Annotated in this window: 17 protein-coding genes; 8 read left to right on the forward strand and 9 right to left on the reverse strand. The window is 70.2% G+C overall.

The features are described from left to right. Window positions 1-160 (forward strand): IS3 family transposase (locus AB0F72_RS27455; protein ID WP_360436781.1); only part of this gene is annotated, 160 nt, incomplete at its 5' end. Window positions 161-1432: 1272 nt separating this feature from the next. Further along, window positions 1433-1711: a DUF3040 domain-containing protein gene (locus AB0F72_RS27460; protein WP_360436557.1), complete on the forward strand. Its 279-nt coding sequence runs from the start codon at window positions 1433-1435 to the stop codon at window positions 1709-1711. 53 nt (window positions 1712-1764) lie between these two features. Here the strand turns inward: AB0F72_RS27460 and AB0F72_RS27465 are convergent, their stop codons facing one another. Continuing rightward, the gene (locus AB0F72_RS27465; RefSeq protein ID WP_360436559.1) at window positions 1765-6504 is read right to left on the reverse strand and encodes an ExeM/NucH family extracellular endonuclease; all 4740 of its coding nucleotides are present in this window, start codon (window positions 6502-6504) and stop codon (window positions 1765-1767) included. A gap of 161 nt (window positions 6505-6665) precedes the next feature. Beyond that, on the reverse strand, window positions 6666-7373 hold the full coding sequence (locus AB0F72_RS27470) for a GntR family transcriptional regulator (RefSeq protein ID WP_360436561.1): 708 nt from the start codon (window positions 7371-7373) through the stop codon (window positions 6666-6668). Window positions 7374-7442: 69 nt separating this feature from the next. Between AB0F72_RS27470 and deoC the strand changes: the two genes are divergently transcribed. Next, the gene (deoC, locus tag AB0F72_RS27475) at window positions 7443-8138 is read left to right on the forward strand and encodes a deoxyribose-phosphate aldolase (RefSeq protein ID WP_360436563.1); all 696 of its coding nucleotides are present in this window, start codon (window positions 7443-7445) and stop codon (window positions 8136-8138) included. Here the strand turns inward: deoC and AB0F72_RS27480 are convergent. The 4 genes from AB0F72_RS27480 to AB0F72_RS27495 all read right to left on the reverse strand — a co-directional run bounded on the left by AB0F72_RS27480 (window position 8135) and on the right by AB0F72_RS27495 (window position 13224). Then, the gene (locus AB0F72_RS27480) at window positions 8135-9373 is read right to left on the reverse strand and encodes a D-alanyl-D-alanine carboxypeptidase (RefSeq protein WP_360436565.1); all 1239 of its coding nucleotides are present in this window, start codon (window positions 9371-9373) and stop codon (window positions 8135-8137) included. The genes deoC and AB0F72_RS27480 overlap by 4 nt on opposite strands. Before the next feature lie 185 nt (window positions 9374-9558). After that, complete coding sequence (locus tag AB0F72_RS27485; RefSeq protein WP_360436567.1) at window positions 9559-11679, reverse strand: ATP-binding protein; 2121 nt, start codon at window positions 11677-11679, stop codon at window positions 9559-9561. Between the two features lie 170 nt (window positions 11680-11849). Next, on the reverse strand, window positions 11850-12275 hold the full coding sequence (locus AB0F72_RS27490; protein ID WP_360436569.1) for a helix-turn-helix domain-containing protein: 426 nt from the start codon (window positions 12273-12275) through the stop codon (window positions 11850-11852). Window positions 12276-12357: 82 nt separating this feature from the next. Further along, the gene (locus AB0F72_RS27495) at window positions 12358-13224 is read right to left on the reverse strand and encodes an aldo/keto reductase family oxidoreductase (RefSeq protein ID WP_360436571.1); all 867 of its coding nucleotides are present in this window, start codon (window positions 13222-13224) and stop codon (window positions 12358-12360) included. A gap of 164 nt (window positions 13225-13388) precedes the next feature. Between AB0F72_RS27495 and AB0F72_RS27500 the strand changes: the two genes are divergently transcribed. The 3 genes from AB0F72_RS27500 (at window position 13389) to AB0F72_RS27510 (ending at window position 15382) form a co-directional block, all read left to right on the forward strand. After that, window positions 13389-13967 carry a sigma-70 family RNA polymerase sigma factor gene (locus AB0F72_RS27500; RefSeq protein ID WP_360436573.1) on the forward strand — a complete coding sequence of 193 codons (579 nt, stop codon included), beginning with the start codon at window positions 13389-13391 and terminating at the stop codon, window positions 13965-13967. Further along, on the forward strand, window positions 13921-14643 hold the full coding sequence (locus AB0F72_RS27505; RefSeq protein WP_360436575.1) for an anti-sigma factor: 723 nt from the start codon (window positions 13921-13923) through the stop codon (window positions 14641-14643). The genes AB0F72_RS27500 and AB0F72_RS27505 overlap by 47 nt, the downstream gene beginning before the upstream one ends. A gap of 85 nt (window positions 14644-14728) precedes the next feature. Beyond that, complete coding sequence (locus tag AB0F72_RS27510; RefSeq protein ID WP_360436577.1) at window positions 14729-15382, forward strand: fasciclin domain-containing protein; 654 nt, start codon at window positions 14729-14731, stop codon at window positions 15380-15382. Between the two features lie 94 nt (window positions 15383-15476). Here AB0F72_RS27510 and AB0F72_RS27515 read toward each other — a convergent pair whose 3' ends face one another. From AB0F72_RS27515 to AB0F72_RS27525, 3 genes are all read right to left on the reverse strand, one after another. Continuing rightward, the gene (locus AB0F72_RS27515; RefSeq protein WP_360436579.1) at window positions 15477-18692 is read right to left on the reverse strand and encodes a DEAD/DEAH box helicase; all 3216 of its coding nucleotides are present in this window, start codon (window positions 18690-18692) and stop codon (window positions 15477-15479) included. Between the two features lie 125 nt (window positions 18693-18817). After that, the gene (locus AB0F72_RS27520; RefSeq protein WP_360436784.1) at window positions 18818-19441 is read right to left on the reverse strand and encodes a response regulator transcription factor; all 624 of its coding nucleotides are present in this window, start codon (window positions 19439-19441) and stop codon (window positions 18818-18820) included. Between the two features lie 20 nt (window positions 19442-19461). Beyond that, entirely contained in the window at window positions 19462-21444 is a 1983-nt protein-coding gene (locus AB0F72_RS27525; RefSeq protein WP_360436581.1) for a histidine kinase, read from the reverse strand. A 114-nt stretch (window positions 21445-21558) separates the two neighbouring features. On the opposite strand from AB0F72_RS27525, the gene AB0F72_RS27530 reads away from it, so the two are divergent. Beyond that, the gene (locus AB0F72_RS27530) at window positions 21559-22527 is read left to right on the forward strand and encodes a CPBP family intramembrane glutamic endopeptidase (RefSeq protein ID WP_360436583.1); all 969 of its coding nucleotides are present in this window, start codon (window positions 21559-21561) and stop codon (window positions 22525-22527) included. A 245-nt stretch (window positions 22528-22772) separates the two neighbouring features. After that, a complete protein-coding gene (locus AB0F72_RS27535) occupies window positions 22773-23702 on the forward strand; it encodes a hypothetical protein (RefSeq protein ID WP_360436584.1) in 930 nt (309 codons plus the stop codon). Window positions 23703-23715 lie beyond the last annotated feature (13 nt).

Genomic DNA, 23715 nt, shown 5'->3' on the forward strand with positions numbered 1-23715 from the left:
GGCATGGCCCACCCGCAAAGCCGCCCACCAGGCGACATTCGAGTACATCGAAGGCTGGTACAACACCCGACGCCGACACTCCAGCCTCGGCTACCTCAGCCCCGCGGCCTACGAGGCAGGCACCAACCTCGCCCCGCTACCCGCCCTCAAGGTAGCGTGAAGATCAACTCATCGACCCTGTCCGTCGAAACGGGTCAAGCCCACCCGAGCCGTAGCGCAGACAGCCCACCACCGCGTGATCACATGCCTTAACTACGGCCCGCCCACCCGAGCCGTAGCTCAGACAGCTCACCGCCGCGCATAACCTGCGCGCGCTACGGCCGAGCCACCCCAGCCGTAGCTCAGACATGTCCCCACAGCCCATGGCCTGCGTCCGCTACGGCCCAGCCACCCGAGCCGTAGCGCAGACAGCCCACCACCGCGTGATCACATGCCTTAACTACGGCCCGCCCACCCGAGCCGTAGCTCAGACAGCTCACCGCCGCGCATAACCTGCGCGCGCTACGGCCGAGCCACCCCAGCCGTAGCTCAGACATGTCCCCACAGCCCATGGCCTGCGTCCGCTACGGCCCAGCCACCCCAGCCGTAGCTCAGACATGTCCCCACAGCCCATGACCTGCGTCCGCTACGGCCCAGCCACCCCAGCCGTAGCTCAGACATGTCCCCACAGCGCATGACCTGCGCGCGCTACGGCCGACCCACCCCAATGCCAGGTAGCTTGAGTGGATCTTGGAGTCGGTGCTGGTGAGCGACGGGTCCGGGGTGATGCGGCCGCCCTCGCAGCCGGACTACCCCGGATCGTCACCCGGTGTGCCGGCATCCGGGGTAAAGCCGGCGCTTTCCGGAAAGCCGCAGACGTGGGAGGCCCCACAGAATGCCGCACACCCCGTAGCGCTCCCCGTGGACAGTCACCCATCGTGACGCAGCGTGGGCTCGGCGAGGCCGCCCGGAGGCAGACGCGGCGATCCGTGAATCCAGCGGGCGGAACTGCGGGTGACCCGGCGGATGAGACGCCCCGGGGTGGACCGGTCGATCCGTGCCAGCGACGACCCGCGACAGCGAGACGATCGGACTGCACGACTGGACCCCACCCAGCCGTAGCCCAGACAGCCCACCACAGCGCATGACCTGCGTCCGCTACGGCCCAGCGACGCGACAGCCACCCCAGCCGTAGCTGAGACATGCCACCGCCAGCGTGATCACACGCCCGCGCTACGGGCCACGCTGAAGTGTTCGGTATCGGTCCCGCACCCGGGATTTGATCTTTCCGGTGAAATCCGGGACGGATCGTGTGTAACGAAGCGGGCCGGGCGGAAAAATCGGCACACCGACCCGTATCACAACGGCAACTCAGAGGTAACAATGACTGTGATCGGGATCGCTATATCTCGATCGACAACTCTCCCGGCGCGGCGACCCGGAAGGTGACGGCATGCTCAGTAAAGAGGACAACCGGCGGCTGGCGCAGCTGGAGCGCCAGCTCCAGCGCGACGATCCGGAGTTCTGCGCCCGCATGGGTGGCGGCAACTTCAGCGTCTCCGCGACCGGGCGCCCTCCCCTGCCCCTCTTCGTCGTCGCCGCCGTCCTGGCCGTCGCCTCCCTGGTGTGCGTGCTGGTCGGCTGGCTGATCGTCGGGCTGCTGACGGCGGCGTGGTCGATCGTCACGGCGATCGCGGCGGGGTTCCGCTGGCGGAACGCGCGCCGGATCTGACGACACGAAAAGGCCCCCACCGGCGTCAACCGGTGGGGGCCTCTTCAGCGGTGTTACTTGACGATCCTCGTGACGTAGGTCTTGGCCTTCGCGCTGTTGCCGGCCTTGTCCTCAGCCCCGTACGTGATCTTCAGGGCGCCCTTCTCGACACCGGTGATCGCCACGCTCCACGCGCCCTTGGCGTTCGGGACCGTGCTGATCTCGGTGGCCTTGGTGCCGGCGTCCCGCTCGGAGCTCGCCTTCACCCAGGCCGTGCCGGTGAAGTAGTACCACTTGCCGGACCGTTCCTGCACCAGCTTCACCGTCACCTCGGCCACGCCGGCGCCCAGGTCGTAGGCGGTGCCGCCGACCGACGTCCAGGACGAGGCCCGGTCGTCGTGGCGCGGCTCGGAGAGCCGGACCTCGGGACCGAAGCAGTCCGCGAGAACGGTCACCACGCCGACCGTGACGGTCTTGCCCGCGCCTGCCGCGTTCGACGGCGTCACCTTGACCTGGAAGAAACCGGGCTTGGTGTACGCGTGCGACACGCTCGTGCCGCTCGTGGACGCCGTGGTGGTGGTGCCGTCACCCCAGTTGACGGTGAGCTCGGTCGCGCCGGTCACGCCGGTGAAGGCGAGGTCGGTCGACTCGGTTTCCCAGATCAGCTTCGGGTTCAGGCTGTACTTTCCGGCCTGCGCCGCGACCACGACCGTGGCCGAGCCGCTGAACGTCGCCGCGCCGGAGTTGCCCGCCTCGTCGGCCAGCGTGACCGACACGGTGTAGCTGCCGGCGGTGGCGTACTTGTGCGTCGCCGTGGTGGCGCCGGCCGCGAGCGTCTCCGCCGCGCTGCCGTCGCCCCAGTTCACCACCCGGGTGACCCGGTCGGCCGCGCTGACGTCGTCGCTGAGCGCGACCTCGGTCAGGGTGACCGACTGGCCCGGCCAGAGCGCCGCGGCGTTCAGGCTGTAGGTGCCGGTCGGCGCGGTCTCGTCGACGACGCCCGCGGTGGCGCGCGGGGTGACGTCGGCGGTGATCGGTGTGTGCTCCGCGAAGTAGTTGACCAGCATGGTGAGGTCGTTGTCACCCGTGGTGACGACGTTCTCCTTGCTGACCAGGGAGGGGAAGTTGTCCCCGCCGCTCGCGAGGAACGAGTTCGTCGTCACGCGGTACTTGCCGAGCGGGTCGATGGTGACCCCGTTCAGCTTGATCGAGGAGGCGATGATCCGTGAGCCGCGCGGCTTGGCGGCGTCGAAGGAGTAGGTGAAGCCCTTGGACACACCCAGGTGCAGGTACGGCCGGGATGCCCCGTCCGGCTGCCACTGCTCCTCCAGCGCCTTCTTGATCTGCTCACCGCTGAGGGTGCGCGTCACCACGTCGTTGGAGAACGGCTGGACCGCGAAGGCCTCCGAGTAGGTGACCACGCCACCGTCGGTGCCGTACAGCAGGTCGGCCCGCAGACCACCCGGGTTCATGAAGGCGATCTGCGCGCCACCACGTCCCGCCTCGGCGGTCTGGTCCAGCTGCACGTCGGCGATGAAGTTGCCGAGGACCGACTCGGCGCCGCGGTTCTCGGCGCCGGCGGCCGTGTAGGCCCGCTTGATGTCACCGGTGATCTTGCCGAGCTCCGCCTTGCCGAGCTCGGTCGCGGTCACCTTGGCCTTGTCGACGATGGCGGCGATCGCCTGGTTCGACGGGTAGCCGTTGACGTTGAGCAGCTCGGCGGTCGAGCCGGTGACCGACTTGGTGGCCGGGTCGTAGGTCAGCACCGCCTTGCCCAGCTTCAGACCGTAGTCCTCGGCCTGGATGACCGGACGGGTCTTGTCGGTGCCGGGCACCGGGACCTGGAACGCGTACGGCTGGTGGGTGTGTCCACTGAAGATCACGTCGATCTCGGCGCTCACCCGGGTGAAGTCACCGAAGACCTCGTCGTTCTGCAGGGCCTGCGCGGAGTCGATGTTCTCCTCGGCAGCGCCCTCGTGGGCGAGCAGCACCAGCACGTCGGCCTCGCCGTTGGCCTCGTTGCCGTCGGAGAGCTGAGCCGCGAGGGTGTTGGTCTCCGCGACCGGGTCGCGGAACTCGACGCCGGCGATGCCGTCCGGGCTGACCAGCGACTTGGTCTGCTCGGTGACGACACCGATGTAACCGACCTTGACACCGCCCAGGGTCTGCACGGAGTAACCGGGCAGGATCCGCTCACCGCCCTTGTAGACGTTCGCGGCGAGGTACGGGAACTCGGCCCGGTCCTCGACCCGGCCGAGCAGGTCGGCCAGGCCCTTGTCGAACTCGTGGTTGCCGACCGCGGAGACGGCCAGGCCGCCCTCGTTCAGCACGTCGATCGTCGGGTTGTCGCTGTCGATCGCGGAGATGAACGTGGAGGCGCCGATGTTGTCACCGGCCGAGATCCACGCGGTGTTCGGGTTGGCCGCACGCAGCTGGTCGACCGCACCGACGAGCTGGGCCGCGCCACCGTTGCCGGTGGTCGGCGACTCGAGCCGGCCGTGGAAGTCGTTGATGCTGAGCAGCTGGAGGTCGACCGGGCCGGCCGCACCGGTGTCCAGGCCGACCACGACCGGGTCGTGGTCGCTGGAGCGGTACGGGTCCGGGGAGTAGAACGGCGCGTAGCCGTCGTACTCGAAGGCGAACGACTCGACCGAGTTGATGTTCCAGATGTCGACGCCGGTGATCCGCTTCGAGAACTCCGGAGTCACCAGCGCGTGGTCCAGCGAACCGGACTCGCCACCGAAGACGTACGAGGCGGAGTCGGCGTGCGCGTCGGTGTAGCCCTTGTCGTAGAGGACCTGCAGCGGGTCCTCCTGGCCGTACGAGTTGAAGTCGCCCAGCAGGATCACCTTGTCGGTGCCGAGACCCTCGACGAAGGTGGCGAGCGCCTTCGCCTGCCGGACCCGGTCACCGTTGTACGCGCCCTGCCCGTCACCGGTGTCCACGTTGTCGCCGGTCGGCGCCACCGAGGCGCTCTTCGACTTGAAGTGGTTCGCCACCACGGTGAAGTCGATGCTGCCCGCGGTGAAGGTCTGCGCGATCGGCTCGCGGGCGTTGCCCCAGACCGTCTCGTCGTTGACCGACTTGGACGCGCCCTTGGGCGTGGCCACCGACGGCTTGTAGATGATCGCGCTGGTGATGTAGTCCTGCTCGGCCGCGCTCGGCAGCTCGGCCGGCGAGCGGACGTAGTCCCAGGTGCCCGCGCCCTCCTTCGCGTTGAGCGCGCCCACCAGCGTCTTCAGCGCCAACTGGGTGTCGGTCTCCTCGAAGCGGACCGAGTTCTCGATCTCCATGAGGGCGATCACGTCGGCGTCCAGGGCGGTGATCGCCGAGACGATCTTCGCTTCCTGCTTCGCCAGGGCGGTCGCGTCGGTCGCGCCGCGCGCCTCGCCACCGAAGTGGACGAAGTAGTTCAGCACGTTGAAGCTGGCGACCTTGATGTCGCCGCCGACGTTCTCCGGACCCGCGGTACGCGGGTTGGTGTGCTTGAACGTGGTCCGGGTGGCGGCCGGGGTGCTCGCGTCGACCGGGGTGGTCGGCTGCAGACGCCACTCGCTGAACCCGTAGCTCAGGATGCTCGGGCCGAACTGCTCGACGGTGTCGCCGACACGCAGCGGCTCGTCCTTCGAGAGGTACGGCGGCGCGAGACCGGCCGTGGCGAGGTTGGTGGTCCTGGCGTCGTCGAGCAGGATCCGGCCGGCCTTGTTGTCGGCCTTCACCTTCGCGGCGGCCTCGGAACCGGGACGTGCCACGTCGGTCGGGATCCGGGCCGGCTCGTCACCGGCGGCGAGGATGATCTCGCCGTACCGGTTGGTGTTGTAGACGTCCGACACCGTGTACGCGCCGAGCGGGGCGACGAGCATCGACTCGACCGACTCGCGGGCGTCCTCGGCGAGCGGCAGGGTCAGCGCGACAGGGGTGGGCACCGTCGCGCCGGTGGCGCAGACCTGCACGTCGGCCTTGGCGCCGATGGAGATCTGGGTGAGGCCGTTGTACTCGCTCACCGCGCCGGTGACCCGGACCAGGTCGCCGATCGCGACCGACGGGTGGTTCGCGGTGTTCGAGGTCAGGTAGACCTGGATGCCGTCGGATGCGGTGCCCGCGGCGACCGAGCGGTCGCCACCGGAGCCGGCGGTCTGGATCGCGATCGCGTTGTAGCCACCGGTGCGGTGGTCGGCGGTCACGACGCCCTCGACGGTGACGGTCTTGCCGGCCAGGCCGGTCGCCGTCCCGGTGCCCTGCACCTCGGCGATCGAGTCGGTGGCCGGGGTGGTGCAGCCGGCGCCGGGCTCCTCCGGCTCTTCCGGCTCCTCGACGACGGCCTTGTTGAGCGTGCCGGAGCTGCTCGCGGCCGGCGCCTGCCAGGTGCCGTCGATCTTCTGCAGCGAGTGGCCGACCGGCGTGGTGGTGGTCTCGGCGACCCCGATGTCGGTGCCGGCCACACCGCCCACCGTGAACGTGCCCTCATAGGTGAGGAACTCGGCGACGGTGCCGTCCGGCTTGACCAGGGCGACGCCGTCGGGCGCGCCGTTCTGGACGCCGTCGGTCGGGTAGGTCTGTACGACCACACCGGACGCCGGGACGACGCCGCTGAGGGTGGCCGTGTTGTACGCGGCGCCACCGTTGCCGTTGTAGAGGACGATCCGCCAGCCGGTCAGGTCGAACCCGACCGGAGCCTCGATCTCGACAGCCTCGCCGCTGTCGGTGCCGGTGTTGTCGTAGTGGATTTCGCTGATGAACGGCGCGTCAGTGGCCGCTACGGCAGGGCCGGCCAGCGAGAGGCCGAGCGCGGTGACCACGGCGGTGGCACCCACGCTGCGTATATATGGACGCATCGAGACAGGTCCTCCGATGGAAGTAGATCCGCCGGAGCGTAGGTAAGCCGAATGACAATTAATTCTCGTTCAGGTAACGAAAAGGCAGTCAGCCGATGCTTATTGTTCGTTTTTGTTCGGCGAGAAAGTCCATTCCGGACCTAAACCGGCTCGACACCGAACGCCACGTCCAGGCGGTACCGCTCCCCCGCGTAACGGGATTCGCTCAGCTCCAGGGGGCGGCCGAGTTCGTCGAGGATCAGCCGCTCCTCGACCAGCAGCGCCGCCCCGACCGGCACACCGAGCTCGCGGGCGTCCTCCTCGGTGGCGGGCTGGGCGGTCAGCGTCGCGGTGCCCCGGGTGGGCGTCCGGCCCAGGCCGACGATCGCCTCGTGGACCGATCCGGACACGTCGACGTCGAGCAGGGCGGCGAGCGCACCGGGATAGATGGCCCGCTCGAACGCGATCGGCTCGTCGTCGGCGAGCCGGACCCGGTGGATCGCCACCACGTCGCCGTCGCGCAGCCGCAGCCGGGTGGCCTCGACCGCGGTCGGCGGGCGCAGCTCGGCGAGCAGCACCCGGGCCGACGGTTTGCGCCCCTGCTTGCGGATCTCCTCGCTGAGCCGGATCAGGTTGTCGGCACGGCGGGGACCGGCCGGCACGGCCACGAACGTCCCCCGGCCGGGAGCGCGGTAGACGAGCCCGTCGTTGACCAGCTGCGTGACGGCGGCCCGGGCGGTCATCCGGCTCACGCCGAACTCGCGGGCCAGCTCCGGCTCACTGGGCAGCGGGTCGTGCGGGCGGGACTGTGCGATCCGTGCGCGCAGCGCCTGCTCGATGCGGAAGTAGCGCGGCACGAAGTCGGGCATGCAACAAAGCCTAGGGTACGAGGGAAGCTGTCTAGACAACTGGCTGTATAGACAGCTACCGTCGATGCCATGAACTTCACCGTCGCGCAGATCGCGAAGATGATCGACCACTCCATCCTCCGGCCCGAGTTCACCGTCGAGGACGTGCGCAGCGGCTGCGCGATCGCCGCGAAATACGACGTGGCCTCGGTCTGCGTGCGCCCCTGCGACGTGCCCACCGCGGTGTCGCTGCTGCGTGACACGAACGTGCGGGTCGGCACCGTGATCGGTTTCCCGCACGGCGCCAGCGCGACCCAGATCAAGGTCGCCGAGACCGAGCTCGCCGTCGACCAGGGCGCCACCGAGATCGACATGGTGCTCAACATCGGCTGGCTGCGGTCCGGTGACATCAACTCGGTGGAGAACGAGATCGGTTCCGTGGTGAAGGCCGCCGGTGAGGCGCACGTCAAGGTCATCCTGGAGACCGCGTACCTCACCGACGAGCAGAAGCTGGCCGCGTGCTGGGCCGCCGAGCGGGCCGGCGCGGCGTTCGTGAAGACCTCCACCGGTTTCGCGCCGACCGGCGCCACCGTCGACGACCTCGCCCTGATGCGGTCGGCCGTCTCCGCCGCCGTGCAGGTCAAGGCGTCCGGTGGCATCCGCACCCTGGACACCATGCTGGCGATGGCCGCGGTCGGCGTGACCCGGTTCGGCACGTCGGCGACGGCCGAGATCCTCGAGGACCTCGCCCGCCGCCAGGTCAACGTGCCGGGTGGCCGCGCCTAGGAGACACGGGACAGCTTCCACCACGTGGACGGGGCGGAGATCGCGGAATCGGTGCGCAGCTCCACCCGTACCCCGGAAGCCTCGACCTGGCCCACCACCGTGCCGGCGGCGGGCGACGGGCCCGGCGCACCGGCAGTGACAGTGACCGGGACCGAAAGTCCCGGCCAGCCCACCACCTTCAGCGGCGCCGCGGGCGACACCGTGGCGGAGTCGCCCCAGGCGGCCTGCACCTGCCCGGCCGGTCCGGCGCCGAGCAGCTCGTATTCCTTGACGGTCTTGCGGACGGCGGCCAGCAGCTTGCGGACGTGCACGTTGACCTCGGCGAGCTGCTCGGGAGTGTTCGCGCCGGGCTGGTTGAAGACCGCGCCGACGACGGTCAGCGTGCGCTTGCCGACAGTGAGCCGGGAGGCGAAGACGAGGTTGCCGCCGGCCTGGTCGGTGGAACCGGTCTTGATGCCGAAGACCCCCTCGACGCCGAGCATGTCGTTGTAGTTGTAGATCTTCCCGGCCACCGGGATGGTCGCCTCACGCAGCTCGACGATCTCCGCGAAGACCGGCATCTTGATCGCGGCGCGAGCGAGTTCCACCTGGTCCGGCGCGGTGCTGACGGTGGTCGGCAGGAAGCCGCTGGGATCGCTGTACTCGGTGTCGTCCATGCCGAGGGAGTCGGCGGCGGCGTTCATCTTCGCGACGAACGCCTCCTCGCTGCCGGCGTCCCAGATCGCCAGCAGATGCGCGATGTTGTTGGCCGAGGGGAGCATCAGCGCTTCGAGGGCGTCCCGCTCGGAGAGCTTCTCGCCCTCCTCGACGTGCACGAGCGACTGGTTCGTCGCCTTCCGCCCCTCGTAGTCCTCGACGTCCGCCGCCGTGACGGTGAGCGACGGGCCCTCGTCGTCGCCGGTGAGCGGGTGCTCCTTGAGGATCACGTAGGCGGTCATCACCTTGGCGACGCTGCCGATCGGCTCGGCGGAGTCGCCGCCGGAGCCACCGAGGCGGCCGAGGCCCTCGACCATCAGCTCGGCCGAGCCGGTCGGCGGCCAGGGCAGCTTCGGCGCGGCGCCGGGCACCTTGATCTCGGTGCCGACCGTCGTGCTGAGTGTGCTGTCGGGGAGGTCTCTGACCAGCTGGACCGTGGTCCCGGAGCCGAGCAGGACAAGTGTCGCGGCGGCGATGCCGACGAAGACGTTCCGCAGGGATTTCTTGGGTGGCGCGACAGCCGTTCCGTAAACCGTCATCCGAGCAGGCACTCCCGCAGGTCCGGCACGCCGGCCGACGCTTCGGCGTGCTCCTGCTCGGCCGGATCTTCCTGGTCGCGCATTTCCATTTCCCCCCGATTGACGGGCCCATGATACGGAGGCGCCGCTACCCCCATCCCGGGCCGATATCGGGCAAACGAAGCCCCGGCTTCCGTGTGTACGGCCTAGAACGCCACAACCGCACCAGAACCCGCCCACGGCTTCGCCGCTGCCGGCCCCGCCGTGCCCGTGCCAGCTCCCGCCGTGGCCGCGGGCAGCGTGAACACGAACCGCGACCCACCGCCCGGATTGTCCGACGCGGTGATCGTGCCCCCGTGGCGCTCCACGATCCGCTGGCAGATCGCCAGGCCCAGTCCGGTGCCGAGGTAACCGCTGTTCAGATGGGCGCGGTGGAAGTTGGCGAAGATCGCGTCGTGCTGCCCCTCCGGGATGCCGATGCCGTTGTCGGCGACACAGACCCGGACCATGTCGCCCTCCCGGGCCGCCGTGACGGTCAGGGCCGGCGTGACGCCCTCGGCCGTGTACTTGATCGCGTTGCCGATCAGGTTGTCCAGCAGCTGCCGTACCAGCACCGGGTCGGCGTGCACGGGCGGGAAATCGCCGAACGTGAACCGCGGCTCGGGCTTGCCCGCGGCGACCGCGGCGTCGGCGCGGGCACTCGCGATGTCCGCCACCACCGCGGTGAGGTCGACGTGCGCCGGCGCGGCGGCGGCGTTCCGGGCGGTCGTGTACGCGAGCAGGTCCTCGATCAGCGACCGCATCCGCCCGGACGCCCGGGCCAGGCGGGCGAGGTCCCCGCGCGCCTGGCCCACGCCCGGATGTGCCGGCACTGTCGCCAGGGCGTCGAGTGCGGCCTCCGTCCACCCGTCCACGCTGGCCACCGGATTGAGCAGGTCGTGCGCCACCACTCCGGCGAAGTTCGTCAGCTCGTCGCGGTGCCGGCGTTCGGCCGTGACGTCGTGGTAGAGCACCACCGCGCTGCGGGTGCCGTCCGGGTTCGGCAGGGCGGTGGCGGTGACCCGGACGAAGCGGCCCTCGGGCACCCCGGGGTTGCGGACCAGGATCTCCGCGTCCCGGACCTCCTCGTCCGCCAGCGCCTTCAGGTACGCCTCCTCGTCGAGATAGCGGGAGCCGTCGGCGCGGAAGAACCCGTACGAGGCCGGGTCGCTCTCCCCCGGGCCGATCCGGTCACCGAGCAGACGCACCGAGGCGGGATTGCGCAGCACCACCCCGCCGGTGGAATCGATCACCGCCAGGCCGTCGGCCATCGAGTCGACGATCGCGGTCATCAGCGCGGCATGGCGTGAGGCCTGCTCCCGCTGCGCCGCCAGCTCGGCCATCAGCCGGTCCCGCTCGTCGCGCCCCAGCGCCAGCGCCAGCCCGACCACGGCGACCATCGCGGCGAACCCCTGCAGAATGATCGTCCGGGGGGCGAGGTTCTCGACGACCGCGAACGGGCCCATGCCGTTCACCGTGAACAGCGCGGCGATGGTGGCGACGACCAGGCTGTGCGCCACCACGAACGGCGTCGCCAGCCGGGTCGCCACCCACACCGTCAGGCCGAGCACGGCGAAGGAGAGCGGCAGGCGATCCGCGTACCGGAACCCGACCACGTACAGCGAGGTGGTGCAGATCGCCAGCGCGGCGTACTCGGCGATCCGCCAGCGCGGCGTGGCCCGGAGCCCGGAGATCCACTGCCGCCACCAGCCGGCCGGCGAGCCGTGCCGGGCACGGTACGTGCTCACCACCTGACCGATGCAGAGCCCGGCCATGCCGACGATCAGCGTGCTTGCGGTGTTCCGCGCCAGCCAGACCGCCGCCGAGACCCACGAGTACCCCTCGCCGAGCGACCACCGGATGGTCGGGCCGACCAGCGCCCCGCAGGCGGTGGAGGCGCACGACGAGGCCAGCAGGATCCAGAGGTCCCGCGGCGATCCGATCGCCTCGTCGCCGTCCGCGCCCCACAGGCACGGCCGCCAGCGCCGCAGCAGCACGACGAAGACCACGGCCTGCGCGAAGTTGGCGGCCGCGGAGGCCAGGGAGGTGGCGTGCGTCCCCCCGGTCAGCGCGTTCACGAAGTACGAGATCGTGATCAGCGCGACGCCGTCCGCCCAGAACCAGGGAGACCGCCGCTGCACGCAGAACCAGATCACCGCCACCCCGGCGGCCGGCCAGACCATGCTGAGGTTGGTGCCGTCCGCCACGGTGAGACGCCCGGCCCACGCCGACACGAGGTACGCGATGGCGAAGGCCACGGTCCGTGCCAGTGAGATCCGGTAGCTCATCCGTGTTCCCCCGCACGTTCTTATCGGCCGGATCCGCTGGTCACTGAGATCGTTGGGCCCGGCGGACGCCGGCGACCATCCCGGTCCTGCCGGAGTCGCCAGGCGCAGAAAGCCCTCGCCGCCACCACCTACTGGACCGACTGACGCGGAAGCGTCAGTCGGCGTACTCCTCAGGCCGTCGCGTCGTCATACGTGGCGCGGCGGGCGGACACCTCGTCCATGTTCGTCTCGGCCCAGTTCTTCAGTCCGCGCATCATCTCGTGCAGAGAGAGGCCCAGGTCGGTCAGCTCGTAGGTGACCGTGACGGGTACGGTCGGTGTCACCGTGCGGCTGATCAAGCCGTCCCGCTCCAGCGAACGCAGTGTCTGCGTGAGCATCTTCTGGCTGACGCCGGCCAGGACCCGGGACAGCTCCGAGTAGCGCATGGGGCGAGGGTCTCCGACGCAGTCCGGCCCGCTGCCGAGCGCGGACAGGATCAGCGTGACCCACTTCCCGGAGATCCGCTCCAGCATCTTGTGGCTCGGACACACCGCGAGGAAGGCGTTGTACTGCGCCTTGGCCTGCGCTCTCGTCACAGCCGCCGTCGTGGTCGCCATCCCACCTCCCCTGGTCCACCAGTCAGGTTACGCCCCGATCCGGGGCCAGCTTTCTGATGGGAAGTGGTGGGGCGTCATTTGTTCAACGGCCGATCCGGTCGAGCGCGGCGACATCCTCGGCGGACAGCGTGATCCCGGCGCCGGCGACGTTCTCCCGCAGATGCGCCACCGACGAGGTTCCCGCGATCAGCAGGATGTTCGGCGACCGCTGGAGCAGCCAGGCGAGCGCCACCGCCATCGGGGTGCTGTTCAGCCGGGCAGCCACCGCCGACAGCGCGCCGGACTGCAGCGGCGTGAAGCCGCCGAGCGGGAAGAACGGCACGTACGCGATGTTCTGCGCCGCGAGCTTGTCGATCAGCTCGTCATCGTGGCGGTGCGCGAGGTTGTACATGTTCTGCACGCTCACGATCGGCGCGATGGACTGCGCCTCGGCGACCTGCTCCGGGGTCGCGTTGCTGACGCCGAGGTGCCGGATCAGACCCTGCCGCTGCAGATCGACGAGCGTCTCGAACGCTTCGGCGAGCGATCCCGGTTGTGGGCCCTCCGCGTTGCCGAGACGCAGGTTGACCAGGTCCAGCGTCTCGAGCCGGAGAACCTCCAGGTTCTCGTCCACCGCGCGCCGGAGCTGATCGGGGCGGCGGGCCGGCGGCCAGCCGCCCCGATCGTCACGTAGCGCCCCGACCTTCGTCGCGATGTGCAGCGACGCCGGATACGGGTGCAGCGCCTCACGGATCACCTCGTTGGTGAATCGGGGGCCATAGGCGTCGGCGGTGTCGATGTGGGTGATGCCGAGATCGACCGCCTCCCGCAGCACGGCCAGCGCACCCGCGCGGTCGGCGGGCGGCCCCATCACCCAGGGACCGGCGAGTTGCATGGCACCGTAACCGAGCCGGGTAACTGTCAGGTCGCCCAGAGTCCAGGTGCCGCCGGGAAGGGAGAGAGACGACATGCTTGTACCTCTATTTCGTGGTGAGCTGGGCGGGGTTACCACCCGGCAGGTGGCTGCTTCACTATTGCCCGGTAACTCTCCATCGGGAAGTACGCACTTCAAGGTGCGTTAGTCGCTGGGAGACGGCCGTGATCAGTGGGCCCTCATGATCGGGAAGGAGGTCGATGAGTTCCGACGACGGACTCGCCGAGCGGTTGTCCGCCGGCGACGAGACAGCGTTACGTGAGGCGTACGACCGGCACGGCCCGGCCGTGCTCTATCTGGCTCAGCGGCTGCTGGGCAACCGCGCCGACGCCGAGGACGTCACCCAGGTGACGTTCGTGGCGGCCTGGACGGGCCGGGACGGTTTCGATCCGCAGCGCGGCACCGTGCTCGGCTGGCTGCTGGGCATCGCCCGGCGGAAAGCGGTGGACCGTTTGCGGGCAGCGGCGCGTGAGCACCGGGCAACCGAATCCGTGCGGGCGCAGCCGCCGGCGCCACCGGTCGAGGAGTCGCCGGAACGTATCGTCGACCGTCTCGTGGTCGCCGACGAGATGAAGCGGCTGCCCGAAGAACAACGACGCACACTGGAGTTGGCGTTCTTCGACGATCTCACTCATCCGCAGATAGCGGCGGCCACCGGACTGCCGCTCGGCACAGTCAAGAGCCATGTTCGGCGCGGAATGGCCAACCTGCGACGCCGTTGGGAGGTGGACGGTGCAACATCTGGATCCCGATCGGCTGGTCCTTCTCGCGCTCTCTGAAGAACTCGAGGAAACGACCGAATCCGATCACCTTGAGCACTGTGCCGGCTGCCGGCACGAGATGCAGGCGCTGCACGACGTCGCCGACATCGGCTCGCAAACCGGCGAACTGCGCGACCTGCCCGCTCCTCCGGAGCACCTGTGGCAGGCCATCGAGGCGGAAATCGCGACAGCGCGGACGCCCGCCGAACAATCGGCGCCGGTCATCGACCTCACCGAACACCGGGAACGGCGCTCACGGCCGCGCTGGCTCGCGCCGGTTCTCACCGCGGCGGCGGCAGCCGTCCTCGCCGTGGCGGGCACCCTCGGATTCGACAGGTTCACCGACCGGGCGCCGACCGAGCAGGTGATGGCCCGAGCGACGCTAGCCCCGCTGGAGACGGTCCCGCCGACCGCGGGCGGCGACGTGCGTGTCCTCTCCAACGGACAACTGCGCATCGACGTACACAATCTGCCCTTGACCTCGGGTTTTCATGAGGTGTGGCTGCTGGATCCGGACACTCCGGGCAGGATGGTGGCCGTCGGGAATCTGCCCGGCACGGCGGACGCCGTGCTGACCGTGCCGCCGGGCACCGACCTGAGCCGGTACCGGCTCGTCGACGTCAGCGACGAACCGCATGACGGCGACGCCACCCACTCGGGCAAGAGCCTGCTGCGCGGAACTCTCATGAAATAACTGCATCCATCTGATCGAGCCCGAGCGAAGTACGGGTGGTGGCAGATCCCGCCACCGCCCGTACCGATCGGAAAGAGGCTCGAAGATGAGGTTCACCCGTCTCGGCAAGCAGGCCGCCGCCGTCGTCACCGCCACCGTCGTCGCCTCCGCGCTGGGCGCCGGTCCCGCGCAGGCAGCCGGTAAGAAGCCGCTCAAGACCAAGTCCCTCGCCGCGGTGCTGACCGCGGACAAGAGCGGCTTCGACCGCAACGGTCACGACTACGACATCCTGGCCGCCGCGGTGAACGCGGTGCTGAAGGCCAAGCCGGGCAGCAAGGTCGGCGTTCTCGCCGACGGCAAGCAGCGGGTCACCGCGTTCGTGCCCAATGACCGGGCCTTCCAGCTGCTCGTCAAGGACATCACCAAGTCGAAGAAGCTGCCGGGTGAGAAGAAGGCGTTCACGGCGGTCGCCGGCCTCGGCATCAACACCGTCGAGTCGGTGCTGCTGTACCACGTCGTGCCGGGCGCCACGATCACCAAGAAGGCCGCGCTGAAGTCCGACAACGCGAAACTGGCGACCGCCGCCGGCGCGAAGATCAAGGTCAACGTGTACGGGCCGCGCTGGCACAAGCGGATCTCCCTGATCGACGCCGACCGCAGCGACCGCAACCCGCGCATCAACCGGTTCGACATCAACAAGGGCAACCGCCAGATCGCCCACGGCATCGACCGCGTCCTGCGCCCGATCAACCTCCCCTGATCTCTTCCCCTCAGCACGGCCCGGACGTGAGGCGCAGCTCACGCCCGGGCCGTCCCCGTCTCGCCGCCGCCCTCGTCCGCTACGACGCGGCTGGCTATCGGACAAGTTCGCGGATGTCGGCGGCGGTGAGTCCGGCGGATGCGAACTCTCCGCCGTCCATCACGCCGGCGAACAGTTCGGCCTTGCGCCCCTGCAAGGCCATCACCTTCTCCTCGATGGTGTCGCGTGCCACCAGGCGATAAACCATCACGTTGCGCGTCTGGCCGATGCGGTGGGCCCGGTCCACCGCCTGCGCTTCGGTCGCGGGGTTCCACCACGGGTCGAGCAGGATGCAGTAGTCGGCCTCGGTCAGGTTCAGCCCGAACCCGCCGGCCTTGAGGCTGATCAGGAAGACCGGTGCGGCACCGGTCTTGAACTCCTCGATCACCTGCTTGCGGTTGCGGGTGGTGCCGTCCAGGTAAGCGCACGCGATACCGGCCTGATCCAACCGGTCGCGGGCGGCGCCGAGGAAGCGGGTGAACTGGCTGAACACCAGGGTGCGATGCCCCTCCGCGACGATGTCGGTGAGCTTTTCCACGAGCAGGTCGAGTTTCGTCGACGAAACCGCACGGTGTTGCTCGTCGACCAGCGCCACGTCGAGGCTGGCCTGCCGCAGCAGCGTCAGCGAGCGGAAGATCTCGAATCGGTTCTTCTCCAGGTCGCCCAGCAGGCCGAGCACCTTCTGCCGCTCCCGCTGCAGGTACCGCTGGTAGATCTTGCGGTGTCCGGGCGAGAGCTCGACGTCGACCACCTGTTCCTGTTTGGCCGGCAGTTCCGCGGCGACCTCGCTCTTGCGGCGGCGCAGCACCAGTGGGCGGATCCGGCGGCGCAGCTGGACGAGCCGATCCTGGTTACGCTCGCGTTCGATGGGGTGGCGGTAGTACTCGGTGAACCGGTCGAGGCGGGGAAACAGGCCGGGCGCCGCGATCGAGCAAAGTGCCCACAGCTCGGCCAGGTTGTTCTCCATCGGCGTACCGGTGATGGCGACCTTGAAGGGCGCCGGGAGGCGGCGGGCACACTTGTAGGCCTGTGACTGCGGGTTCTTCACGAACTGCGCCTCGTCGAGCACCAGGCCGGCCCAGTCCAGCGCCGCGTAATCGTCGTACTCCAGCCGGAACAGGGTGTACGACGTGACGACGACATCGGCCCGCCCGATCGCCTCGGCCAGACCGACTCCTCGCCGGGCCGCAGTCGAGGTGATCGCCCGTACCTCCAGGTCTGGGGTGAAGCGGCTCGCCTCGGCCACCCAGTTGTGCACCACGCTGGCCGGCGCGACGACCAGGAATCTGCCGTGCTTACGGGCATGGCAGAGCAACGCCAAGGCCTGCAACGTCTTACCGAGGCCCATGTCGTCGGCAAGAATGCCGCCGAGCCCGTTGTCGTGCAGCGCCGCCAACCAGCGAAAGCCCTCCAGTTGGTAGTGCCGCAGCTCAGCGTTCACCTCGGCAGGCACCGGCTGGTCCAGGAGCACCCCGGCCTCGCTCAGCGCGGCCACCGTACGCTGCCAATCGGCTGCCTGACCGGCCAGATCACCCAACTCGGCCAGCTCGTCCCAGACGCCGGCCTGGAACCGTCCGACTCGCAGCACGCCTGGCGGGCTGTCAGTGAGCGCGCGAGACTCGGCGATCAACTCGCGCAGCTGCCGGAACTCCGGGCGGTCGAGAGCGAAATAGACGCCACTGGGCAGGATCAAGAACTCCTGGTCCCGAGCGAGCCCGACGAAGAGCGCCTCGAAATCGACCTGCTCACCGCCCACCTCGACGCGAACCGACAGATCGAACCAGTCGTGCTCGTCAGCCTGTGCGGCACTGGTGAACGTGATGACCGGCGGCGCTTCGCTTTCCTGAAGGCCCCAGTCCTCGTCCGGCTCGATCACTGTCACACCGAGCTCGACCAGCGCGGGGAGCACCGTACTCAGGAAATGGATCATCGCGTCGCCACCGAGCACCGATTCGGCGGCGAGCCGAGGACCCGTCCGGCCAAGTTCGAGCAGGCCAGGACCAACAAGATCAACCGCTTTGCGTACGAGATCAGCCTGCTCGTCGGAGAATGTCGGCGACCACAGCGGCTCGGCCTGCCGAACGCCGCCCACCTCGACCACCCACTCCCAGCGCAACCGCAGCTGATGCCCGCGCTCGGAGGTCAGCGTGACAGCCAGGGTCGGAGCACCCACATTGGGAAGGCTCACGTCCGGTCCGGCCGGCACGACTTCCAGCTGCCGGACCAGGCCGGGGTAGAACTCGGTGAAGAACAGGTCTTCCTGCTCGGCCGGGATCTGAATGCTTGGTGCGGCCAGTACCTTGCGCGCCGATTTCGGCAGCGGACGGGCCAGCGGAGCGAGCCGCATCATCTGCCCGGTCTCCGCGCCCCATGAGGCGACGCCGTGCGCCGGCTCGCCGATGAACATCGAGTGCTCAACATCAACCGGCAAGCCGTCGACCTGGACCACAGCTTGCAGCGAAAGGTGACCATCGACCCGGCCCACCTGCAACGAGACCCCGGCCGGACGGCGTGCCACGACCACCGGCGCAGCGTTCTTGCCGTACTGCACCAGTGGCAGGCCGGACTCCTGCGCCTCGGCCAGCAGGTCCCAGATTCGCCGGCTGCCGAACTCGTCGAGGAACAGATTCGTGCCGCCGCTACCGTAGTAGTTCGCGTAGGAGCCGGACAGTTTGACGATCTCGGTGAGCAGCCGACGGTGGTGCTCCAGGTTCAGCGAGTGGTCTCCGGCGTAGCTGAGCGAGTGCCAGTTGATCCCCGTGCGCACCCAGCCTTTGCGGCCGGGCAGAACCGGGCGCATCGAGATCCGCTGTCCGGTCTTGCGAGTCCGCGGAAGATATCCGTTCACCAGCTCGAACTGCAGGCCGAGCCCGGGATCCGCAGGCTGCGGAAGCGGTGGCGGCCCGGCCACGTCCCGCATCCACGCGGACAGCTGGGACTCCCACCGGCTGGCCTTCGGCCGCCGCTGAGCCGGAGCCACGGGCGTTTTCGGTGCGGTCTCCTGCTGAGCGGCGATCAGCAGCGCCACAATATGGACGCAGTCCGCATCGGCACAGGTGCACACGCCGGTCAAGGAGGGCGTTGCTCCCGAGACCACCTCGCCGGTCACCACTCCACCATCGCGGATCTTCCCGACCGCCGGACCAGACGCGCTGACGGCTTGGACAACGATCTCCCCAGCGGCCAGAGCCGCACGTGCCTGGAGGAAAGTGCGAACGCCGACCACGTCGCAGAGGACCGCTTCCTCCGGAGAGAGGACCAGCTTCGCCATCGTCACCTTCCGCCACCGTCAGCGGCCCACTCTAAACGCGCTACGACGGACGTCGCATGCTGCGTACTCACTAAGAGGGACGTCATCGGTGTGGGGCAGTGGTGTGCCGTTGGCGACGTCACCCGTCAGCGCGGGCGGACGAGTCCGAGGTCGTACGCGAGGATCGTGGCCTGCACCCGGTCCCGGACACCGAGTTTCGGCAGCAGGGCGTTGACGTGCGTCTTCACCGTTCCCGCGCCGATGCCGAGGACCGTGCCGATCTCGGCGTTGGAGAGCCCGGTGGCGACTTGTTCCAGCACTTCCCGCTCGCGTGGGGTGAGCCGGGTCAGGCGCGGGTCGTCGGTGCGGTCCACGGTGACCGCGCCACTGGTGAACGCGTCGATGAGTCGCCGGGTGGACAGTGGGCTCAGCATCGCCTCACCGGCGGCGACGACCCTGATCGCCGCAACCAGATCGGCCGGCTCGGAGTCCTTGAGCAGGAATCCGGAGGCGCCGGCGCGCAGCGCTTGGAAGACGTACGCGTCCTGATGGAACGTGGTCAGCACGAGGACTCGGGGAGGGTTCTCGCCGGCGGTCAGCCGGGCGGTGGCGGTCAGCCCGTCCATGCCCGGCATCCGGATGTCCATCAGCACCACGTCCGGCGCGAGGCGCTCGGCGAGTTCGATGGCGGCCGCGCCGTCGCCGGCCTCACCCACTACGTCCATGTCGCCCTGTGAGCCGACGATCGCGCACAGGCCCGCTCGGATCATCAGCTGGTCATCGACGACGATCACCCGGATGGCGATGACGTCACCTCCTTGGTCGTCTGGTCGGCCGGGCCGGTTTTCCGGTCAGCCGGGCCGAGCCCGTCGAGCATCGTCCGCATCGCGGCGAGGGCGTCGCGGGCGGCGTCGAGCACTGTCGCCAGATCCCCCTGATCGGCGGCTCGCGGAACCCGTGCGGCGTGCTGGAGGACGGCGTCGCGCAGCCCGGCGGCGACCCGGGCCCGCTCGTCGAGGGCCAGGCGCTCGGCCTGCGCGGCCACCGTGGCCACCGCGTTCTCCTCCCGGGCCGAGCGGCGCTCACGACGGCGCCGGGCCGCCGCGCCGGCGAGCCAGGCGCCGGCGAACGGCCCCGCCAGCACGACGGCGGCGAGCACCGCGAGCACGGCCGCCACCACCACGGTGGTCAGCCTGTCCGGGTCGGCCGGCTGCATCGCGAACAGGACGCCGAGGGCCAGCACCGTACTCGTATGGGCGGCGACCGCCGCCCAGCCCGACCGGGATCGTGTGGTGTACGCGGCGACGGCGTGGACCGCGACGAGTTCGGCGCCGCCGGCGAACAGGAACAGCCAGCCGTCGTCGGCGGGCACCGCGCCCGCGGCCACCAGGAGCGGGCCGATGCCCGCGGTCAGCGCGACGGCGGCGAGGACCGTCCACGGATGCGCCCGCCGCCACAGCAGCGGCGCCGCATGCGCGACCATCGCCAGCAGTGCGAGCGTCGCCGCGCCGGGCGCCGGGCGGTCCTCGGCGACGTAGGCGGCCAGACCGGAGAGCGGGAGCAGCAGTGCCAGCGCCACCAGGCCGGCGTCGAGCACCGCCTGGCTGCGCACCCAGCGGCGCATCCGGTGGCCGGTCGCCGCGGAGGCGTGCGGCGGCAGCACCGCGTGGACCCGCCAGCCGTGTGGCTGCTGCGGTCCCGCCGACACCGTGCCGCCGATCGACGCGGCACGCTCCCGCATGCCGGTCAACCCGCGACCTCCGCCCAACCCGCCGGCGGACGACTCGCCGGCCGGGCCGTCGTCCTCGACCAGCAGTTGAGTGCCGGCGGCGCCGTGCGACAGGCGCAACCGGACGGTGGCGCCCGGCGCGTACCGCAGGGTGTTGGTCAGTGCCTCTCGCGCGATCGCGTGCACCACCTCCGCCGTCTTGGCATCGACAGCGGCGTCCACCTCGGCGACCACCACCTGTCCGAGCTGCCGGAAGTCGTCGGCGAGATCAGCCAGGCTCGGCGCCGGTGGGTCGGAAAGACTCTCTCCCCGCGGCATGAGCGCGACGAGACGTCGCAGGTCCGCGAGCGCCTGCCGACCGGTACGGGCGGCGAACTCCAGCGATTCGGTGACCAGCTCCGGCCGCTGGTCGCCGAGGAACCGGGCGGTGGACGCGTTCACCACGATCGACGTCAGGTGGTGGGCTGTCACATCGTGCAGTTCCCGCGCCAGCCGGCGCCGCTCCGCCGCAGCTGCCTCCCGGCGGTCCCGCTCCGCCTCGGCGAGCCTGCGGGCGGCCGCCGATCGCTCCGCCACCCACCGCCGGCGGACCCGGCCGGCCGCGGCCACCACCCCGTAGATCACCGCATTGATCAGCACGTCCAGCGGAAGGTCCCGGATCGGGCTGTCGTCCAGCAGCAGCACACTCTGCCAGGCCACCAGCCCGGCGGCGGTCAGCGCGGTGGCGCGCCGGGAACACCGCACCGACACGCTGAACAACGCGATCAGCTCGGCGGCCGAGAGCACCAGCAACGCGTCCCCGGGCACGAACAACGCCACCCCGGGAACCAGCCGGCCGCCCATCGCGGCCACGACGGCGACGATGGCGGTGACCGGCACCGGCACCCGGGCCCGCAACCCCAACGCGACAGTGACCACCACGACGGCCGCCACCACACCGGCGACCTGGCCGGCCGGAACCCCATCGCCGCGCGCCAGCACCGTGCCCGGCCACACGAACAGCTGAGCGGCGGCAAGCAGCGCCGGCAGCGCCCAGATCCTCATGATGGCGGAGAGCCTATCGCCGCCCGCCAAGGGGCGATCTATGCCCGAGGGCAGAGACCGGGATCCGCCCGCGGCGGGATCCGCCGGCGCCCACGCGCCAGGAGACTGTGACACATGCTGATCCCACCGCCCCCGGGCACCGCCTACCACCGTCTCGCCCGCACTTCCGCGCACCGCTGGTGGCGTCCGGTGCTGGGCGTGCCCTTCATCGCCGTCGGCATCGTCGTGCTCGCCCTCTTCATCGACGTATCCATCGGGGTCGCCGCCGACCTGACCAGCCAGCCCATCGGTTCCGACGGGATGGCCGGCTTCGGCGCCCTCGGCGAGCTCGCCTCCGGCTTCCTGATCATCGCCGCCCTGCTGCCGCTCGTCCTGCTCACCGCCCGCTGGATCGAGCGCCGGCCGGCCGGCACCCTCTCCTCGGTCACCGGCCGGCTGCGCTGGCGCTGGCTGCTCACCTGCCTGCCGATCGCGTTCCTGGCCATCGTCGCGTTTCTCGCCGCCGGCGTCGGCGTGTCCGCGCTGACCGGCGAGGACCTCGACCTCGGTGACTCCCTCGTGGGCTGGGGCCCGTTCGCCACCTCGATGCTGGTCCTGCTGCTGGTCGTGCCGCCGCAGGCCGCCGCCGAGGAGTACGTGACCCGGGGATGGCTGCTGCAGAGCGTCGGCGCCTGGTGCCGTACCCCGTGGTTCCCGATCGCCGTGCAGGCGCTGGTCTTCGCCGCTCTGCACGGCTGGGGCACCCCGTGGGGCTTCGCCGACCTGTTCATCTTCGGCGCCATCACCGGCTGGCTGACCGTCCGGACCGGCGGCCTGGAGGCCGCGATCGTGCTGCACGTCATGAACAACCTGCTCGGCAGCACGATCGGAGCCGCGTACGGCGATCTCGGGATGGACGAGACGGCCGCCGACATGCCCTGGCAGATGGCCGCGATCGACCTGCCGGTGCTGCTGGCCTACGCGGCCGTGATCCTCTGGCTGGCCCGCCGGCGCGGCATCGCGACTCGCACCCCCGCGATCCCGGCTCCCGCGGTCCCCGCCGCCACGCTCGAGGCCCGGGACCGGTCGCCGGTCGCGGTGTGAACCGTCCCAAGCCATCGGTGGCCTCCGAACCGTATCCAGGCCGACGCTCGCTCCCGCGGTCGGCGCGGCGTCCCGGAGGCGCCGGCTTCGGCGCTGAAGCATGCGGGTTCCCGGCGACCATCGGGAAGCTCAGCGACTGTCCGGCACCGCTCACCGCCGTCACATCGAGACTCGCCGATCAGGAAACCGAGGCGCCACCCGCGCGCGTCAGGCTTCGTGCCGGCATTCACGAGGAGGACTGACACATGGGCCTGACGATGACCACCACAGCACCGGGCGCCCCGGTGACGGCCTGGGCCGACGACATCGACCAGGTGCTCGCCGGCGACCTGATCGCGGCGCTGACGGTGACCACGGCCTCGGGGGATGTGGTCACCGTGCCGACGGCGCCGCTCGGTCTGCGCGACCGCGGCCAAGGCTGGGTCTCCTGCTTCGTGCCGGCCCGCTTCGCCGGCCGGCTCGACCAGCCCGGCCCCATCGGGCGAGTCGCTCTCACCTTCCTCAGCCGGGCGCACGGCACCGCCACCAGCGACGCGTACCTCCTGGTGCAGGGCCACGCCGAGGCCGGCCACACAATCGCCGGGGCGATCCACTCCCGGGCGAGCGAGCTGCTCGAACCGGCCCTGGTCGCCGCCTTCCGGGATGGCTGGCGCGGCGAACGCCGACACGACGCCATCGGCGTACGGGTCCGCGTCCATCGGATCACGACGTGGTCGGACGCGCGGGCCAGCGGGATTCCGACGACGCTCGGTGCGGCCGCCGCCGCCGCGCCCCTCCCCCAGCCGGTGCCGTCACACGCCGCCTCGGGCGTGGACGCGCGGAATGCGGTCCGCCGTTTCCGGGGTCATCCGCACCGGCTGTTGTCCTACGCCGGCGGGGACGGGTTCCCGGTGACCATCCCGGTGCGGATCCTGGAGGCGGGCGAGCAGGGGATCCGGATCACCGCGCCGGCCGGGACGCTGCCGGCCGGCGACCGGCGGGCCGGCCTGCTGGCACTCTCCTACGGTCCCCGGCTGACCGGGCTGTCCACCCGGCATCACACCGGCTGGCTGTCCAAGCACAAGGACGGCACCGCGACGTACGTGCCGCACTCCGGGTACGGCCACCACCTGCCCCAGAGCAAGGCGCTGCGCCTGCTCGCCGGCGCGAAGCACCGCGTTCTCCCCGCCCGCTGAGCCTTCTCCGCCG

This window comes from Actinoplanes sp. NPDC023936, from assembly GCF_040639325.1.
Lineage (GTDB): Bacteria > Actinomycetota > Actinomycetes > Mycobacteriales > Micromonosporaceae > Actinoplanes.

Coding starts and splice junctions, on each gene's coding strand:
- AB0F72_RS27460 (WP_360436557.1), top strand. CDS start 1,433: ATGCTCAGTAAAGAGGACAACCGGCGGCTGGCGCAGCTGGAGCGCCAG.
- AB0F72_RS27470 (WP_360436561.1), bottom strand. CDS start 7,373: ATGCCCGACTTCGTGCCGCGCTACTTCCGCATCGAGCAGGCGCTGCGC.
- deoC (WP_360436563.1), top strand. CDS start 7,443: ATGAACTTCACCGTCGCGCAGATCGCGAAGATGATCGACCACTCCATC.
- AB0F72_RS27480 (WP_360436565.1), bottom strand. CDS start 9,373: ATGACGGTTTACGGAACGGCTGTCGCGCCACCCAAGAAATCCCTGCGG.
- AB0F72_RS27485 (WP_360436567.1), bottom strand. CDS start 11,679: ATGAGCTACCGGATCTCACTGGCACGGACCGTGGCCTTCGCCATCGCG.
- AB0F72_RS27490 (WP_360436569.1), bottom strand. CDS start 12,275: ATGGCGACCACGACGGCGGCTGTGACGAGAGCGCAGGCCAAGGCGCAG.
- AB0F72_RS27495 (WP_360436571.1), bottom strand. CDS start 13,224: ATGTCGTCTCTCTCCCTTCCCGGCGGCACCTGGACTCTGGGCGACCTG.
- AB0F72_RS27500 (WP_360436573.1), top strand. CDS start 13,389: ATGAGTTCCGACGACGGACTCGCCGAGCGGTTGTCCGCCGGCGACGAG.
- AB0F72_RS27510 (WP_360436577.1), top strand. CDS start 14,729: ATGAGGTTCACCCGTCTCGGCAAGCAGGCCGCCGCCGTCGTCACCGCC.
- AB0F72_RS27515 (WP_360436579.1), bottom strand. CDS start 18,692: ATGGCGAAGCTGGTCCTCTCTCCGGAGGAAGCGGTCCTCTGCGACGTG.
- AB0F72_RS27520 (WP_360436784.1), bottom strand. CDS start 19,441: ATGATCCGAGCGGGCCTGTGCGCGATCGTCGGCTCACAGGGCGACATG.
- AB0F72_RS27525 (WP_360436581.1), bottom strand. CDS start 21,444: ATGAGGATCTGGGCGCTGCCGGCGCTGCTTGCCGCCGCTCAGCTGTTC.
- AB0F72_RS27530 (WP_360436583.1), top strand. CDS start 21,559: ATGCTGATCCCACCGCCCCCGGGCACCGCCTACCACCGTCTCGCCCGC.
- AB0F72_RS27535 (WP_360436584.1), top strand. CDS start 22,773: ATGGGCCTGACGATGACCACCACAGCACCGGGCGCCCCGGTGACGGCC.